Consider the following 16,502-nt stretch of genomic DNA (forward strand, 5'->3'; position numbering starts at 1 on the left):
TCCTTCACGCGGTGGGTGGGCTGACGATCCACAGCAGCTCGGCGGTCGAGTCGCTGAGGTTGTGCACGGTGTGCGGTATCGACGTGCGGTATTCGGCGGAGTCGCCGGCCTCCAATTGGTGCTGCCTGCCGTCCAATTCGAGGGTCAACGTCCCGCGCACCACGACGAGGACCTCCTGGGCGTCGCCGTGGGTGTAGGCGTCGCCGGCCGACCCGCCGGGCGCGAACTCGGCCGAGTACACCTCGAGGTTCATCAGCGGCTTCTGCGACAGGAGGTACTTGGCGCTGAGGTCGGAGACGTGGATTTCGGGGCGCTCGGCCTTGCGCAGGATGCGGGCACCGTGCGCATGGTGGTCGCCGAACAGGTCGGGCAACGTGACGCCGAGTTCCTCGGCCAGGCGCCGCAGCGTGCCGACGCTGGCGTTCACCTGGCCGCGCTCCAATTGACTGAGGAACCCCGCCGAGATCCCCGCCCGGCTCGCCAGGTCGCGCAGGCTCAGTTTGCGCACCTGTCGGAATTCCCTGATGCGACTGCCCAATTCGACGTCGGCGCGCGACGCGGCGGTACCCACGGTGTCGTCGGTCAGCGCCATCGGCGAACGTCCAATCTCACGGGGTAGAACCCGGGGTTCGATATAGGTAAACAAAGTGTTCGTTGGCGTGCCACACTATGCCTGCCCCCGAGGGCGGGCAACCGGAATGACGAAAACGACTCGCGGAAGGCCGTCATGAGCGCACTGATCCATCTGTCCCGGCACGCCGTGGCGGGCGACCTCGAACCCGCGGGGCGCCGCGCGGGTGCCGACAGCGGCGACCCGCAGGTGCGGCTGCTGCCCGTCGCGTCGGGCAGCGAGGCGCAGGTCGGCATCTGGGAGTGCGAGCCCGGCGGCTGGCCGGTCGTCGACCGTCCCGACACCGAGACGTGTTACATCATCTCGGGCGCGGCGCGGCTGACCGACGACGCGACGGGACGGGTGATCGACGTCGGTCCCGGTGACGTCCTCGTCCTGCCGCCCGGGTGGACGGGACGGTGGGACGTCGTCGAGACCATCCGCAAGGCCTACACGGTCTTCTAGCCCGACCGACGAAGGAGGGAGTCCGGGTGCGGGCCTACCGCGATCTGGTTCGCGTTCCGGGCGTCGTCAACGTCACTGCGGCACAACTGTTCGCGCGGCTGCCGCTGGGCATGCTGTCGCTCGCGATCCTGCTGCACGTGCGGGAAAGGACCGGTTCCTACGCGCTCGCGGGCGCGGTCGTGGCCTGCATGAGCGCCGGTGAGGCCGTGGCCATGCCGGCCAGCGCGCGCATCGCCGGCCGGATCGGCGCCGTGCCGGTGCTGCTCACGTGCTCGATCACCAACGGCGCCAGCATGTTCGCGCTCGCCTTCGCGACGCCGTCGCCGCCGCTGCTGCTGACGATCGGCGTGCTGATCGGTGCGTCGGTGCCGCCCCTGATGCCGGTGGTGCGCGCGCTGTACCCGCAGATGGTGCCGCGCGAGGGCGTCCGGGCACTGTTCGCACTCGACACCACCGCACAGGAACTGATCTGGGTGGTGGGCCCGGTCGCCGCGACGCTGCTCGTGTCGGCGGTGTCGACCGCGGCGCCACTGCTGGTGTCGGCGGCGGTCACGCTCGGCGGCACGTGCTGGTTCCTCGTCGGCGCGCGGCGGCTGCACCCGCAGCGATCGCCGCGGACCGCGGCATTCGGCCGCGTGCTGATCGACCGTGCGGTGCTCCTGGCCATGATCGCCAGCGCGGCGCTGGTGGCGTCGTTCATGGCACTCGAGGTCGGCGTCGTCGCCGACTACGGCAGCGGCGTCCGGGCCGGCGCCGCCATCGCCGTCGCCAGCGCCGGATCGCTGGTCGGTGGCCTGGCGTTCGGGCACCGCCGGCTCGGGGTCGGCGGACTGGTGGCGGCGCTGTCGGTCGTCGCGGCGGGCACCGCGGTGTTCGGCCTCCTCGACGGTGCGGTCGCGCAGTTCGTGGCGCTGTTCGCGTCCGGGCTCGGCTTCGCGCCCGCGCTGTCGGCGCTGTATGCGATGGTGTCGCACCGGGTCGACCCGGAACTCGCCACCGAGGCCTTCGGCTGGCTCAACAGCGGGGCCCTGGTCGGTGGCGCCGCCGGCACCGCCCTTGCCGGCGTCGCGACCGACGCCCGTGGCGTGGCGGGGGCCGTCACCGTCGCCGTGTGCCTGGCGCTGGTGGCGGCGGCGAGCCCCCTGGCCGCGCGGCTGGCCGGGCCGCTCGAAGGGTTGTCTCAGCCGCGACCGTCGGGCTGATCGTTGTTCTTCTGCGCACCCCAGCCGTGCACGCGGTCGATGTCGATGAGCGCACTCACCCGCGGACGCTCCTGGTCCGGGTACGGCGTGCCCTGGTAGTGCTGCGACAGCGCATCGATGTCGGCCAGGCCCTCGTCGTCGTAGATCTCGCTGACGTGGCCGATGAGCGTCACGTGGGTGTACCAGTCGGCCTCGTCGATCACCGTCAGGGAAACCCGTGGGTCCTTGCGGATGTGGTTGAGACGCTTGCGTGCGACGTCCATGTTGACCAACACCTGATCGCCGCGCAGCAGATACCAGGTGGCCGCCGACACCGGCTGCCCGTCGGAGCGGACGGTGCTGATCACCGCGGGGTTGGGCTTGGACAGCATCGTGCGGGCTTCGTCCGACAGCGGCGACGACATGCGTTCTCCTCGGGGGTGCGACATCGGGAACCCTGGGGTTCCCGCACCACGGCCGGTCAACCGCGATCGGTCAGGTGACGCCCAACGCATCGGAGACCGCGTCGTAGAGGTCGTGATACTCCGGGGTGAAGCGAAGCTCGCGCGGATCCCTCGGACGGGGCAGCGGCACCTCGTAATCCACGATGATCCGGCCGGGGCCTGCGGACATCACGACGACGCGATCGGCGAGCAGCAGCGCCTCGTCCACGTCGTGCGTCACGAAGATCACGGTCGTGCGCAGGTGCTCCCACAGGCGGAGGAAGTCGCGTCCGACTTCGCGGCGAGTCAGAGCGTCGAGGGGCCCGAAGGGCTCGTCCATCAAGAACACGCTCGGATCGGACGCCAGCGTGCGCGCCAACGCGACGCGCTTTCGCATCCCACCCGACAGGCGGCTCGGCAGTTCGTCGGCGAAGTCGGCGAGGCCGACGCGCTCGAGCAGTTCCGTGCTGCGCCGGTCCTGCTCGCCCCGTGCGACGGCAGCGATCTGCAGCGGGAGCCGGACGTTGTCGCGTGCCGAACGCCAGGGGAGCAGCGCGTCGTTCTGGAAGAGCATGCCCACACCGGCGGGCGGCGCGGTCACGACCGCACCGCCCACCCGCACCTCGCCGCTCGTCGGCGGCACGAGCCCGGCCGCCACCTTGAGCAGCGTCGACTTGCCGCATCCGCTCGGTCCGACGAGGGCGACGAACTGTCCCGAGCCGACCGTCAGCGAGACGTCGTCCACGGCGAGCCGGCGGCCCGTGGGTGTCGGGTAGGCGACCCCGGTGCCGTCGAAGACGACCTCGGTCACGGCGACCTCAACAGGCTGAAGTCGAAGGCGTCCTCATAGCTCGGCGCCGCCCCGGGCTCGACCTGTCCGACCTGCTCCAGCAGCGCGACGGTGTCGCGATAGACGCGCGCGTCGGCGATCAATCCCGGTGGCGCCTGCTCCAGCGTGGTCCTCAGGACCGGCTCGAGCACTTTCTGGTCGAGGTCTGGCGCCTGCTTCTTCGCAGCCTCGAGCGTGGCGGGGAAGTCGGTCGTGCCCCGCTGCAGGGTCGCATCGACGCCCCGGACGAACGCGCCCAGCGCATCTTGGTGCGACTGCGCCCACGACTCCCGGGCGATGACGGTCAGCGCGACGTACTGGAAATCGGGCTTCCACAACACCCTGAACCGGCCGGACTGCACCATGGTGGTCAGAAGGGGGTCGGTGACCATCCCGGCCGCGGCACCACCCTTGTCGATGGTGGCCTGCATCGTCGCCCCGGTGCCACTGCCGACGACGCGCAACCCCTCGTAGTCGATGCCCGCGTCGGCCACCGCCCGTTGGAGTTCGGTGTCGGACAGACTGCCGGGTGCCGTCACGGCGACCGACCTGCCGGCGAGGTCGGCGACCCGGGAGATGCCCGAGGTCGTTGAGGTCACCAGCGCGTACGGCGGGACCTGGCTGGTGACCGCGTACCCCTTCACGTCGAGATTCTTGATGCGGTTGCGCACGACGTGCTCGCCGGCGCCGACGAAGGCGTCGATGCTCCCGCCGCTGAGCGCCTGAACCGCGTCGGAGCCGCTGTCGAAGCAGACCCTCTCGGCGGCGACGCCGTCGAGCTGGCCCTCGTCGATGGCAAGCGCCGCGAGACTCAGCCCGCCGCAGACGATGCCGACCTTCACGGCGTTGGTGCGTTCCTGGTCCGCGCATCCGGCGAGTGCCAGCGTCGCGGCCGTGGCGACCGCGAGGGCAGCAGCCGTCAGCTGTCGTTTGATCATGGTGATTCCCCAATCGAAGATGGGCGCCTCAACGGGGCGCGATCCGGCGCTCCAAGATCTTGAGCAATTGGTCGAGTGCGATGGCGACCGTGGTGATGACCGCGAGGCCGGCGAAGACGCCGGTGACGTCGAGGAGGTTCGACGAGTACTTGATGTAGTAACCGAGTCCCTCGCTCGCCGCGATCAATTCGGCGATGACCGCCCCGATGAGCGCGATCCCGATCGACAATCGGACGCCGGTGACCAGCCATGGCACCAAGGAGGGGACGACGACCCAGCGCAGCGTCTGCCATCGGGTGGCCCGCATCGACCGGGTGACGTCCACGAGGTCCCGATCGATCTGCTGCACGCCCTGGTGAACGTTGTAGAAGACGACGAACAGCACCATCGTCACCACCATCACCACCTTGGACAGCAGGCCGACGCCGAACCAGATGATGAACAGCGGCGCCAGGACGACTCGCGGCAGGCTGTAGAGGGCCATCATGTACGGCAGCAGCCATCCGCCGATGAGGAACGACGACCCCAGGGCGATGCCGAGGACCGCTCCGAGCGGCACGCCGATCGACATGCCGAGGGCGACCTCGACCAGCGTCTGCGTCAGGTGCGGCCACAGCTCACCGGAGTGCACCAGGTCGACGAGGCGCTCGGCGATCGCCGACGGAGACGACACGTAGAAGGACGGGAAGATCCGGTCCGAACTCAGCTGCCATGTGCCGACGATCACCACCGCGATGAGCACGCGGCCGCCCAGGACGACGGTGCGCCGGTGCCGTGCGGCCCGCCGGTCGATCGACGCCAGATCCGCCTGTCCCGCGCGGACCGGAGCCGTGGGAGCGGTAGTCGGCGTCGGCCGATCGAGTGAACGGCTCACGACGTCCCTCCCGTGGCCGTGCTCGCCCTGGCGACGGCTCGGCGTGGGTCGGCACTCCACGCCGAGAACGACCCGACGAACAGCGGTGCGGTGACGCCGAGATGGGCGAGTACCGCGACGCCGTGGGCCGCCGCGACCCCGCCACCGCAGTACAGTCCGATCCCCGCCAGGTCGGGTCCGTAACGGGCGCGCAGGGTGGCGGCGTCGTGAAGCCTGCCGTCGTCGGCGATGGTCGACCTGGAGCTGACGTTGCGCGCGCCGGGAATGTGCCCGGCGGCGAACGCATCCGTGGGTCGAGCATCGACGAGCCGGCCGGCCGCGGCGCGAGCCGCGGCTGCATCCGCGTCGAGTTGCGGTAGCCGTCCGCCGGTCAGGGTCGCCGTGCCCCGCCCGACGTCGGCGGCGAGGCGACCGACGGGATGTCCTGCGGCCAGCCAGGCCGGCAGGCCGCCGTCGAGGATGCTGACGTCCGCCAAGCCGGCCCAGCGCAGGACCCACCAGGCGCGGGCCGCGACGAAGCTGCCGTCGTGGTCGTAGACGACGACGCTGGTGTCGTCGTGAATGCCCCAGCGGCGCACCGTGCCCTGCAGTGTTGGCAGGTCGGGAAGGGGACGCTTGCCCTCGGTCGCGGGTGCGCCGGAGCGCGAGAGATCGGTCGTCAGCACTGCCACCACCGCCCCGTCGACGTGGCGGTCCGGCGCGTCGTCTCCGGTGCGACGGACCTCGATGACGCGCACCGTGTCCGGGCGCTCCCGGCGGATGGCCGCCAGGGTGTCAGCGCTGACGAAGACCGTCACGACGGCACCGCCTCGGGCGCGGCGCTGAACCGGTTGACCGGGCGGGACAGGCCCAGGTGGTCCCGCAGCGTCCTGCCGGTGTACTCCCGGCGGTGCAGCCCCCGGCGTTGCAACTCGGGGACCACGAGGTCGACGAAGCGGTCGATGTTGTAGGGGACGCGCGGCGGGAAGATCATGAAACCGTCGGCGGCGCCGGTCGTGAACCACTCCTCGAGCACGTCGGCCACCCGCTGCGGGCTGCCGACCACCTCCTTGAACATCGCGCCGCGGAGGAGCGTCGCGGTGATCTCGGCAAGTGTCGGATCGTCGTGACCGTAGAGGTCGATGGAGGTGTCCAGAGCGGTGCGTCCGGCGTGCGGCAAAGCGGTCGTGTCGACGACGTCGCCGATCCGGGCGTCATCGGGCAGTGCGGACAGGTCGACGCCGAACGCCTCGGACAGTCGCGCACGGCCCGCCGGGCCCGTCCGCAGGAGATGCTGCAGCTCCGAATACCGTTGCCGTGCATCGGCATCGGTGTCCTCCACGTAGACGGCGACGCCGGGAATGATCAGCTGGTCCTCGGGGGAGCGACCATGGGCGGATAGTCGCGACTTGAGGTCGGCGTAGTACTCACGTGCTCCGGCGAGCCCGAGCGTCGAGGAGTTCGTGAAGCGGAGATCGGAGAACCGCGCACCGAGTTCCCGTGACCGCTCGGAGGCGCCGGCGTTGACGATGGGCAGGCGCCCCTGTACGGGCCGCTGCACGTTCAGCGGGCCGTCGACGGAGAAGAACTCGCCGCGGAAGCCGATCTGGTGCACCCGGTCCGAGTCCACGAAGCGTCCCGTCGCCGCGTCCGCGACGCGCGCGTCGTCCTCCCAGCTGTCCCAAAGCAATTCGAGCACCTGGATGTACTCCGCCGCCCAGTCGTAACGACGGTCGTTGTCCCAGTGTTGATCCCGGCCGAAGTTGCGCGCCGCCTCCTCGTTCTTGCCGGTCACGATGTTCAATCCGACGCGGCCGGCGCTGAGGTGGTCGATCGTGGCCGTGGCCCGCGCCACGTTGTAGGGATCGCTGTAGGTCGTGTTGACCGTGGTGATGAGCCCGATGTTCGTCGTCACGGCGGCGATGTGCGATGCGAGGGTGAGGGCCTCCGGGCGAAGCACCTCGTTCGGGTTGGCGAACTGCGATCCGGTCAACCCCACGAGCCGGTCGCCGATGAAGAAGAAGTCGAAGACGCCCCGTTCGGCGGTCTGCGCCGCCTCGCGGAGCAGCGTCGGATTGGAGTTCCCGTCGGGATGGGACCCCGGCAGCCGCCAGGCGGCGGGATGGAAGCCGGTGGGCCAGATGGTGAGACCGAGGTGCATGCGTCTGTCGTCGGACACGTGATGGTGCCTTTCGCCCCGTCCGGGGCACGAGAGTGAAGGCGTCGACCATCCGCCGGCGCGCAGGGACGCGGCGCGGCGAGGAGATGGTGAGCCGGAAGGGAGGGGGAAGCGTCGCGGGGACGCTCAGCGCATACAGAGGCAGCTGTTGACGAGCAGGAGGTCGACGTACCGGCGCCGCACCAGGCTGGAGGCGTCCGCGAATACGCGGCGAGGAGACTGCGGGCACGTGTGACGACGGCTCGACGCCGTGATCGCATGCTGCAGCCATCGATTCACGTACGCGAGCGTATACACTCGTGTACGCGACCGCAACCCCAACCGTCGAGAGCAAAGCGGGGCGAAAGACGATGACTGGCAATGCATCTACGGCCGGTGCGCGCGCCGATGCCCACTACCTGAGAGTGAAGCAGGACCTGCTCGACGGGCGTTTCGGTCCAGGAACGGTGCTCCTCGAAACCACCCTCGGACAGTCCTACGGTGTGTCCCGCACACCGATGCGGGAGGCGCTGGCCCGGCTAGCGCACGACCGACTGATCGAACGCACCGATCGGGGCTACGTCGTCCGAGAGCGGTCGGCCGAGGAGATCGAGGCGATATACGAGGCGCGGATTCCGCTCGAGGCCGCGGCCGCCGAGTTGGCGGCGCGGCGGCGCAGCGCGATCGACGTCGACCGACTCGCACACCTGCTGGCGATGCGTCGTGACGAGAAGGACACCGCACGCCATCCGGACTGGAACTCCGAGTTCCACGTCGCGATGCGCGACGCCGCTCGTAGTGCCGTCATCACATCGTCCCTCGGTCACCTCGATGATCTCCTCGTCGACTACCGCCCGGACCGTGCGGCATCGGCCACCACGAACCGCGGGTACCTCGAGCACGTGGAGATCCTGGAGGCGATCCGCCGGGGAGACGCCGCTGCGGCGGGGGAGACGATGACCAGCCACCTCGAGCGGATGCGCGATCTGCGCGTCGCGGCGCACGTGCGTCGTACCTCGGCGCGCGCCCACTGAGCCTCGGCGCCGCCGCGCAAAGCCTCTCGACGCCGCCGGCGCTAGGCCTCTCGACGCCGCCGGCGCTAGGCCTCTCGACGCCGCCGGCGCTAGGCCTCTCGGCGCCGCCGGCCGCGCCGGGTCTCCTGCACCTCGCAGCCGAGGAACTGCATGCGCACCGTCGTTCCGTCCGCGGTGGCGTCGATGACGACGTCGTCGGCGAGCGCGCGGATCAGCCGCGTGCCGCGGCCGCGCAGTCCCTCGGACGTCGGCGGCGCCTGCTCGAGCCAGGTGCCCTCGTCGCTGACCACCACGGTGACCGTGGACTCCTGGCGGTCCAACGACACCTCGAGGTACATCGGTCCCGCCTCCGAGCGGTTGCGGTAGGCGTGGTCGGCGCAGTTCGACAGCGCCTCGTCGGTGGCCAGCAGGATGTCGGCGCGGCGCTCGGCGGAGAGGCTGAGCGTCGCGTCGAGCCACTCGCCGAGCGTGCTGCGGAAGCGCGCGACCGTGACGGGGTCCGCACGGCCCCGCTGGCGCAGGTGCCCGGCCCCCTCCGAGCTGTTGACGTACTCGACGGTCACGCCGAACTAGGTACCCGCTGCGGCGTCGGCGTCATCCTCGTGACGTGAACCGTCATCAGATCGACGTTTCGATTCACGACGCCGGGGGTCCGGCGTCGACGCCGATCGTGATCTGCGGGTGCGCCGCAGGGTCCAGCCAGGCGAGCAGCTTCACCATCCGGGCCTCGTCGATGGCGACGCAGCCCCACGTCGGGTCGCCGTCGGTGACGTGCAGGAAGATCCCCGCCGACCGTCCCAGCACCCGTTCGGGATTGTGGTCGATCAGCACGGCGTAGTCGTAGATGCTTCCCGAGTCGTAGAGATTCTCGGCGTCGTCCGACCAGGACAGGTCCGCCGTCCGGACGTGCTGGTTGTAGGTCCGTGACTCCTGGTCCTCGTCCCACCAGTCCTCGTCGGTGGTCTGGAAGTACGGCATGCGCGTCCCGGGATCCGGCTTGCGACCGAAGGCCTGCCCGAGCGGGAAGGTGCCCACGGGCGTGCGGAACACGTCGTCGGCCGGCGCGCCCACGCCGAGTTCGCCGAGATCGGCGGGTACCGGTCCGAGCACGGCTTCCCAGCGGTCGCCGACGAGCTGGTAGGCGGTGAGTTCACCGGTTGGCGAGTCCGCGTTGGGCGCGCTGACCACGATGCGCTGCCGCACCTCGTCGTCGCGCTCGGCGGCGGCCCGCCCCGCCGGGGCCAGCGCCGAGAGCAGCGTCGCGACCAGGACGGCGTGGGCGATGCGGCGGCGGGGGCTCATCGCGCCATCCTCGCGCATCCCGCCGGCAGCAGCGGCGCCAGTGCCGCCCACTCGTCGCCGCTGACCCAGGACGGGTTGGCCTGCTGGGGTGACCTGAGCACCTCGAGCGTGCGCAGACCCGGAATCGACGCCAGGTCGGCGGCCGTGACGGGTTCGGCGAACAACGAGAGGTCGACGGGTACGTGTCGTTGCCCGGCAGCGTCGGTGCTCACCTCGCCGGCGATCACCCCCGCGCCCCAGATCCCGCGCCGGGCGTGGCCCGACACCCAGAACAGCACCCGCTGGCCCGGACGCATCAGCCGCGTGCGGTAGTTGGCCGCGACGCACCACGCGTCCTTCGCCGCGCCCGCGGCGAGCATCGGCTCGATCGGCGTCAGCCGAGCATTGCACTCGATCACCCACGCACCGAGCGTCTCGAGGGTCACGCGGCGATCCGGCACGAACCCATCATGCCGCGCCGTCGTGGCGGGCCCGGGGATGATCGACCGGTGACCCTCGCACTGTCGCTCGTCGTCGCACTCGAGGCCGCCGGCCTGATCGCCCTGGCCGTCGTCCTCGCCGTGTCACGACGGTCTCTGCGGACCACGCGGCGGGCGCTGGCGCAGGCGCGGCATCCGGAGCCCCGCGGCCCGCGTCGGCGCCGCCCGCCGCTCGGTGTGGCGCCGCTGGCCGTGAAGACCGTGCTCAACACCGTGCAGACCGCCGACGCGGTGCTGCGCAAGGGCCTCGGCGGACAGGTGCGCAGCAGCATCGAGGACCTCGCGGGGTGGGCGCGAGTCGAGCGCCCCAGCCTGGGGCGGGTGGTCTCCGCCGACGGCCGGGTGGTGCTGGTGTTCTCCGACATCGAGGGATCCACGCAGCGCAACGAAGCCCTCGGCGACCGGGAGTGGGTGCGCGTGCTCGAGCGGCACAACGCGTTGATCGACCGGCTCGTCGCCGACCACCGCGGGTACGTCGTGAAGAACCAGGGCGACGGGTTCATGCTCGCCTTCGCCGAGCCCGCCGACGCCGTCCGCTGCTGCATCGCCGTGCAGGAGGCGCTCGCGGCCGATCCGGAGCGCTGGGACGGCATCCGGGTCCGGATGGGCGTGCACGTCGGCACCTCCGTGCGCCGCGGTGAGGATCTCTTCGGCCTCGACGTCGCGATGGCCTCGCGGGTCGCCGACCTCGCCGACGGGGGAGAGGTGGTGGTGAGCGAGGCGGCGCGCGCCGCCGTCGACGACGACGCCATCCGCTTCGCCGCTCCACGCACGGTCGAGCTGAAGGGCGTCCGCGACGCGCAGACGGTCTACGCCGTCGACCTCTCGGCGGGCTGAGGCACCGCGTCGGGCATGGGGCCGGTCAGCCGGGCGGGACGGCACAGCAGCGCCACCGCCAGCGTGAGCACCGCGGCCACGGCGAACGCGGCCTGGACGTTGATCAGATCGGCGGTGCCGCCGAGCACGGTCGCCGCCAGCGGCCGGGAGCCGACGAACCCCACCAGCCACAGCGCCATGATGCGGCCGCGCAGTTCCTCGGGCGCCCGTTCCTGCACGACGGTGCTCAAGCCCGTCATGGCCCAGCCGAAGCCGACGCCGGCCACGGCGAACCCCGTCAGTGCGACGGCGGTGACCGTGCCGACGGTCAACACCACGCATCCCACGCCGAGGACGAGCAGCCCCACCGAGGAGACCTTCGCCGCCGCCACCCGGCCGCCGAGCGCGGCCAGCGTCGCCATCCCGACCGCCGCACCCACGCCGAACACCGCGGACAGCACACCCACCAGACGCGGGCCGCCACCCAGCGCATCGGCCAGCGACGGGGCCAACGTGATCGACGGGTCCGAGGCGATGCCGATCGTCGTCACCGCGAGCAGCGCCAACAGCAACGGCCGGTCCCGCCAGACGTAGCGCACCGCCGTGCGGACCCGGTAGTCGGCATCGGCGCGCTTGGCCGGCGGGGCGGGCAGTCGCACGGCCAGCAGGAACACCGCGAAGGTCAGGTGCAGACCGGCGCTCACCGCGAAACCCGCCGCCGACCCGAGGTGCGCAGCGAGGTACGCGCCGGCCGCCGGGCCGAGGACCCGGCCGATGGTCAGCGGAAAGCTGTTGAGCGCCATGGCCGTCGACAGTTCGCCGGGCCGGATGAGGTTCGGCACGATGGACTGCATCGCCGGGCCACCCACGACGAAGCCGAAGCCCACCAGGGTGGACCCGAGGAGCACCGGGACGGCGGCCGCCGCGCCGGCGATGTCGGGATCGGCGAACAGCCATACCGCCACCGACCCCGATCCGGCGATGCACAGCACCCGGCCGAGCAGGATCTGTCGCGCCGGGTTGCCGGTGTCGGCCCACTTGCCGCTCGTCGGACTGAGGATCAGCTGCGGACCGAACTGCACCACGCCGACGAGTCCGACCATCAGCGCCGAGCGCGTCGCGTCGTACATGACGATCGCCGCGACGATGCCGTGCGTCCAGACCCCGACGACGGAGAACATCTTGCCCCAGAACAGGGCGCCGAACACCGGGTCGACGATTAGGCCCAGTGCCCCGCGGGGCCGCGGCGCAGTGCCGCGGCCCTCGTCGGGTCCGGCCGGGCCGGAATCGTCGGGACGCACTACTTCGGGGGCATCCTGATGCCGCCGTCGACGCGGACCACCTCGGCGTTCATGTAGGAGTTGGTGATCAGTTCGACCACCATGGACGCCAGCTCCTCGGGCTTGCCGAGCCGGTGCGGGAACAGCACGGACTCCCCGAGCTTGGCCTTGAACGCCTCGGACGCCTCACCCTCGCCATAGATGGGGGTGTCGATCAGCCCGGGCGCCACCGTGTTGACGCGGACGCCCACGGCCGACAGGTCGCGCGCGACCGGAAGCGTCAATCCGACGACGCCGCCCTTGGACGACGAGTAGGCGGCCTGGCCGATCTGCCCGTCGAACGCCGCGACGCTCGTCATGTTGACGATCGCGCCGCGCTCGCCGGTGTCGGTCGGGTCCAGACGGCTCATCGCGGTGGCGGCCAGCCGGATGCAGTCGAAGGTGCCGACCAGGTTGATGGCCAGCACCTTCTTGTAGGCGTCCAGGTCGTGTGCCGAGGAGAACTCACCGTCCTTGCCGATGGTGCGCTGTGCCCAGCCGATGCCCGCCGAGTTCACCAGCGCCCGCAGCGGGCCGAGATCGGCGGCCGTGTTCACCGCGTCGGTGATCTGGTCGGTGTTGGTGACGTCGACGCTGACGAACGCGCCGCCGATCTCGTGTGCCAGGGCGCGTCCGCGCTCCTCCTGCAGGTCGGCGACGACGACGCTGGCTCCCTTGGCGGCCAGTTGCCGTGCGGTGGCCGCACCGATGCCCGATGCCCCACCCGTGACGATTGCGCTAGCTCCGTTGATGTCCACGACGATCAGACTAGGGCGTGGGTGGCGAACGCCGATTGGGTGTCGGCCCGTCGGGGAATGCCGACCCACCGAGCCCGGTTGGCAGCGATGACCCCCGCAGGAAGGGAACACATGAGGATCGGCATCTCGACGTTCGTCAACGACGACACCATCGACACGGTGACCCTGGCCCGCGCGGTCGAGGAACGCGGCTTCTCGTCGCTGTCCATCGCCGAGCACACCCACATCCCGGCGAGCCGGAAGTCGCCCTATCCGATGGGGGGCGACCTACCGTCGATCTACTACCGCACGCTCGACCCGTTCGTCACGCTCGCCGCCGCAGCGGCCGTGACGTCGTCCATCGAACTCGTCACCGGCATCGCGCTGCTCATCCAGCGCGACCCGATCATCACCGCGAAGGAGACCGCCAGCATCGACCTGCTGTCCAACGGGCGCTTCGTGTTCGGCGTCGGTGCGGGGTGGAACATCGAGGAGTTGAGCCACCACGGCACCGACCCGAAGACCCGCGGCAAGCTGCTCGACGAACGCATCGAGGCGATCAAGGCGCTGTGGACCGACGAGCCCGCCGAGTACCACGGCAGCTTCGTCGACTTCGATTCCTCCTACCTGCGCCCCAAGCCGGTTCAGCGACCGCACCCGCCGGTGTTCATCGGCGGCGACTCCGACGCCACCGTCAAGCGCGTCATCCGGCACGACGCGGGATGGATCTCCAACCCGCTACCCGCCGACCGGCTGGCTCACCGCATCGGGCAGATGCGCGACGGTCTCGGCCACGACGTCCCGCTGCGCCAGTTCGGCACCCCGGCGGACCCCGACTACTGGCGTGCCGCGGAGGATCTCGGCTTCGACGAGGTGGCACTGTTGCTGCCGACGAAGCCGCGTGACGAGTCGTTGCGGCTGCTCGACGACTTCGCCGAGCGCGTCGCGGCCTACCGCGGCTAGCCCCGCGCTGCGATGGCCCGCTCGCTGAGGGGCCGCACGTCCAGGACCTCCGACGCACTGACCGGTGGGCTGCAGTGGTGGCCCTGGATGACGTCGCAGCCGTGTTCGGCCAGCCGGGCCGCGGTGGCTCCGTCTTCGACGCCCTCGGCCACGCACGTCATGTCGAGCCGGTGGGCGAGGTCGATGATCGCCCGGACGATCGCCTCGGCCCGGTCGTGGGACAGCATCGGCGCGATGAACTCGCGGTCGACCTTGAGTTCGTCGATCGGGAGTTCGCGGAGGTAGCTCAGCGCGTTGTAGCCGCTGCCGAAGTCGTCGATCGACACGCGGATGTGCTGCTCGCGCAACATGTCCAGAACGCTGCGTACCCGCCGGGTATTGCCCAGCAGGAAGTCCTCGGTGATCTCCACGGTGAGCCGGTCGGTCCGCAGTCCACCGTCGGCGATGATCTGCCCGATCCGAGCGGGCAGGTCCACGTCACCGAGCGAGGGCGGAAAGAGGTTGACGGCGAACGGGACGTCCACGCCCGCCGCGCGCCACCCGGACGCGTCACGCACCGCCCTGTCGATGACCGCCTCGGTCAATGCGCCCATGAGGCCGTTCTGCCGTGCCAGCGGCAGGAATTCGCCCGGCAGCAGCACTCCGCGCTCGGGGTGTTCCCACCGCACCAGCGCCTCGACGCCGGCCATCGTCCCCGTGGCGACGGTGAACTTGGGCTGGTAGACGAGGCTGAGGTCGCCGTGGTCGATCGCGCGCCGGAGTTGAGCGAACAGCTGCAGCCCGGCCGAGCCGCTGCGACGGGAGGCGACGCTGCGCTCGCGGGGCGGGTCCAGCTCGCGGACGTCGATCATCTCCATGTCCGGGGTGTAGGAGACGACGCCACCGTGCTGGCTGCGCTTGGCGGCGTACATCGCGAGATCGGCCTGCTTGAGCAGGGTCTCGGCGGACCACTCGGCGTTGCCTGCGCTCTCGCCCGCCGAGGCGCCGACGCTGGGGCGCATGAAGACGTCGTGCCCGTCGACGGGGAACGGCTCGTCGAAGGCGTCGAAGATCCGGTGCGCCACGATGAGTGGTGGGTCGAGGTCGTCCTCGATGAGGACGTTGAACTCGTCGCCGCCGACGCGGGCCACCGTGTGACCGTCGCTGACCGCGCCGACGATGCGAGAGGCGACCGCGCGCAGCAGTGCGTCGCCGGCGGGGTGCCCGAGCCAGTCGTTGACGACCTTGAAGTCGTCGAGATCCACCGACAGCACGGCCACGCCGCGGCCGTCGCGACGGCGCAGGGCGACCGCGTGCGCGAGTCGGTCGGCGAACAGAGCGCGATTGGCCAGCCCGGTCAGCGGGTCGCGGAACGCCTGGTCGGCGACCATCGTCAGCAGCCGGCGGTTCTCCTCGCTCATCAGGAACTGCCGCAGCACGACGCAGGTCACCAGGACCAGCGCCGCGACGACGAGCGTGGTCGACCCGTCGGTCATCACGGCGTACACGGCCGCCGCGGGCAGTGGGACGTAGGGCAGCCAGAACGCCGCCCGCGACGGCGCCTTGGCGAGCCCCAGTTCGATGTGCGCCGACCGCGCGCCGAGCATCGCCGCGACGCCGAAGAGCAACAGCCCGGCCGCCCAGCCGACGTCGACGGCTCCGCCGCTGACGTAGGAGTCGTCGGCGCTCAGGAGGACGAAGGTGCCGTCACTGACCGCCATGACGGCAGCTGCCACCCCGAAGACCACCATCACCGCCCGCTGCCCGGACCGTGCGCGGGTCAGCATCAGGCAGGCGGCGGTGACGAGCACCAGGTCGGCGATGGGATAGCTCACCGACACGGCGAAGGCGACGCGGCTCTGCTCCTCGCGGTGGAACACGTCGTCCAGCCCGATGGCCCAGAACACCACGAACAGCGATCCGGCGACCATGGCGCCGTCGACCAGCAGCCGGCTCTGCGACTGCCCGACGCTGCCGATCGGCAGCAGCAGCAGCGCCACGCACGCTGCCACGGAGAAGAGCAGGTACCCGCCGTCGGCCGGGGAGGGGAACGGGGCGGAGTCCACGCGCAGGACGAGTTCGTAGTAGGCCCAGACGGCGTCACCGAAGAACCATCCCGCCAGCCCGACGGTCAGGGCGAGCCAGGCCCGGCGCTGCCGGCCGCGGCAGACGAGCGCGGTGCGAGCGGCCGAGCACGCCGCGAATCCACCGGCCAGCAAAGACCCGATGTCGCTGACGACGAGTACGCCGGTCGGGCCGCCCCAGCCCAGGAGCAGCGAGGTCGCGAAGACGGCGAAGCCGACGGCGAGGGCGCCGAACGCGAGGTTCGGCTTCCACCCCGTCATGACGCTCCTCGGGTCCGGTGCTGGGCACCGACGGCACCAGGCTCTTCGCAG

The 16,502-nt window shown here is 70.9% G+C and carries 18 protein-coding genes; 5 read left to right on the top strand and 13 right to left on the bottom strand.

Annotation, left to right across the window (positions count from 1 at the left end):
* Positions 1-4 precede the first annotated feature (4 nt).
* Positions 5-592: a type II toxin-antitoxin system RelB family anti-toxin gene (locus tag FZ046_RS14865; RefSeq protein WP_070352348.1), complete on the bottom strand. Its 588-nt coding sequence runs from the start codon at positions 590-592 to the stop codon at positions 5-7.
* 135 nt (positions 593-727) lie between these two features.
* On the opposite strand from FZ046_RS14865, the gene FZ046_RS14870 reads away from it, so the two are divergent.
* The gene (locus tag FZ046_RS14870) at positions 728-1,075 is read left to right on the top strand and encodes a cupin domain-containing protein (RefSeq protein ID WP_070352347.1); all 348 of its coding nucleotides are present in this window, start codon (positions 728-730) and stop codon (positions 1,073-1,075) included.
* A 26-nt stretch (positions 1,076-1,101) separates the two neighbouring features.
* A complete protein-coding gene (locus tag FZ046_RS14875) occupies positions 1,102-2,277 on the top strand; it encodes an MFS transporter (RefSeq protein ID WP_070352346.1) in 1,176 nt (391 codons plus the stop codon).
* On the opposite strand, the gene FZ046_RS14880 is transcribed toward FZ046_RS14875, so the two are convergent.
* From FZ046_RS14880 to FZ046_RS14905, 6 genes are all read right to left on the bottom strand, one after another.
* Positions 2,256-2,681 (bottom strand): PPOX class F420-dependent oxidoreductase, encoded by a 426-nt coding sequence (locus tag FZ046_RS14880; RefSeq protein WP_070352345.1) that lies wholly within the window; start codon positions 2,679-2,681, stop codon positions 2,256-2,258. The genes FZ046_RS14875 and FZ046_RS14880 overlap by 22 nt on opposite strands.
* 70 nt (positions 2,682-2,751) lie before the next feature.
* The gene (locus FZ046_RS14885; protein WP_070352344.1) at positions 2,752-3,510 is read right to left on the bottom strand and encodes an ABC transporter ATP-binding protein; all 759 of its coding nucleotides are present in this window, start codon (positions 3,508-3,510) and stop codon (positions 2,752-2,754) included.
* Positions 3,507-4,466 carry an ABC transporter substrate-binding protein gene (locus FZ046_RS14890; RefSeq protein WP_070352343.1) on the bottom strand — a complete coding sequence of 320 codons (960 nt, stop codon included), beginning with the start codon at positions 4,464-4,466 and terminating at the stop codon, positions 3,507-3,509. The genes FZ046_RS14885 and FZ046_RS14890 overlap by 4 nt, the downstream gene beginning before the upstream one ends.
* Positions 4,467-4,494: 28 nt before the next feature.
* Positions 4,495-5,340 carry an ABC transporter permease gene (locus FZ046_RS14895; RefSeq protein ID WP_246182787.1) on the bottom strand — a complete coding sequence of 282 codons (846 nt, stop codon included), beginning with the start codon at positions 5,338-5,340 and terminating at the stop codon, positions 4,495-4,497.
* Complete coding sequence (locus FZ046_RS14900) at positions 5,337-6,137, bottom strand: sulfurtransferase (protein ID WP_070352342.1); 801 nt, start codon at positions 6,135-6,137, stop codon at positions 5,337-5,339. The genes FZ046_RS14895 and FZ046_RS14900 overlap by 4 nt, the downstream gene beginning before the upstream one ends.
* Positions 6,134-7,498 carry an NtaA/DmoA family FMN-dependent monooxygenase gene (locus tag FZ046_RS14905; RefSeq protein ID WP_070352341.1) on the bottom strand — a complete coding sequence of 455 codons (1,365 nt, stop codon included), beginning with the start codon at positions 7,496-7,498 and terminating at the stop codon, positions 6,134-6,136. The genes FZ046_RS14900 and FZ046_RS14905 overlap by 4 nt, the downstream gene beginning before the upstream one ends.
* 350 nt (positions 7,499-7,848) lie before the next feature.
* Between FZ046_RS14905 and FZ046_RS14910 the strand changes: the two genes are divergently transcribed.
* Positions 7,849-8,511, top strand: a complete 663-nt coding sequence (locus FZ046_RS14910; protein ID WP_070352340.1) for a GntR family transcriptional regulator — start codon at positions 7,849-7,851, stop codon at positions 8,509-8,511.
* Positions 8,512-8,600: 89 nt separating this feature from the next.
* On the opposite strand, the gene FZ046_RS14920 is transcribed toward FZ046_RS14910, so the two are convergent.
* From FZ046_RS14920 to FZ046_RS14930, 3 genes are all read right to left on the bottom strand, one after another.
* On the bottom strand, positions 8,601-9,074 hold the full coding sequence (locus FZ046_RS14920; RefSeq protein ID WP_070352339.1) for an ATP-binding protein: 474 nt from the start codon (positions 9,072-9,074) through the stop codon (positions 8,601-8,603).
* Between the two features lie 73 nt (positions 9,075-9,147).
* Entirely contained in the window at positions 9,148-9,813 is a 666-nt protein-coding gene (locus FZ046_RS14925) for a L,D-transpeptidase family protein (RefSeq protein ID WP_070352416.1), read from the bottom strand.
* The gene (locus tag FZ046_RS14930) at positions 9,810-10,253 is read right to left on the bottom strand and encodes an EVE domain-containing protein (protein WP_070352338.1); all 444 of its coding nucleotides are present in this window, start codon (positions 10,251-10,253) and stop codon (positions 9,810-9,812) included. Before FZ046_RS14930 ends, FZ046_RS14925 begins: the two co-directional genes overlap by 4 nt.
* Positions 10,254-10,262: 9 nt before the next feature.
* On the opposite strand from FZ046_RS14930, the gene FZ046_RS14935 reads away from it, so the two are divergent.
* On the top strand, positions 10,263-11,129 hold the full coding sequence (locus FZ046_RS14935) for an adenylate/guanylate cyclase domain-containing protein (RefSeq protein WP_070352337.1): 867 nt from the start codon (positions 10,263-10,265) through the stop codon (positions 11,127-11,129).
* Here FZ046_RS14935 and FZ046_RS14940 read toward each other — a convergent pair.
* Together FZ046_RS14940 and FZ046_RS14945 are read right to left on the bottom strand one after the other, a co-directional pair.
* Positions 11,102-12,409: an MFS transporter gene (locus FZ046_RS14940; RefSeq protein ID WP_070352336.1), complete on the bottom strand. Its 1,308-nt coding sequence runs from the start codon at positions 12,407-12,409 to the stop codon at positions 11,102-11,104. The genes FZ046_RS14935 and FZ046_RS14940 overlap by 28 nt on opposite strands.
* Positions 12,409-13,185 (bottom strand): SDR family NAD(P)-dependent oxidoreductase, encoded by a 777-nt coding sequence (locus tag FZ046_RS14945; RefSeq protein ID WP_070352335.1) that lies wholly within the window; start codon positions 13,183-13,185, stop codon positions 12,409-12,411. Before FZ046_RS14945 ends, FZ046_RS14940 begins: the two co-directional genes overlap by 1 nt.
* Before the next feature lie 111 nt (positions 13,186-13,296).
* Between FZ046_RS14945 and FZ046_RS14950 the strand changes: the two genes are divergently transcribed.
* Entirely contained in the window at positions 13,297-14,127 is an 831-nt protein-coding gene (locus FZ046_RS14950; RefSeq protein WP_070352334.1) for an LLM class F420-dependent oxidoreductase, read from the top strand.
* On the opposite strand, the gene FZ046_RS14955 is transcribed toward FZ046_RS14950, so the two are convergent.
* A complete protein-coding gene (locus FZ046_RS14955) occupies positions 14,124-16,451 on the bottom strand; it encodes a putative bifunctional diguanylate cyclase/phosphodiesterase (RefSeq protein ID WP_070352333.1) in 2,328 nt (775 codons plus the stop codon). The two genes, FZ046_RS14950 and FZ046_RS14955, sit on opposite strands and share 4 nt — an antisense overlap.
* Positions 16,452-16,502: the final 51 nt, after the last annotated feature.

The sequence above is a fragment of the Mycolicibacterium grossiae genome (assembly GCF_008329645.1).
GTDB lineage: Bacteria > Actinomycetota > Actinomycetes > Mycobacteriales > Mycobacteriaceae > Mycobacterium > Mycobacterium grossiae.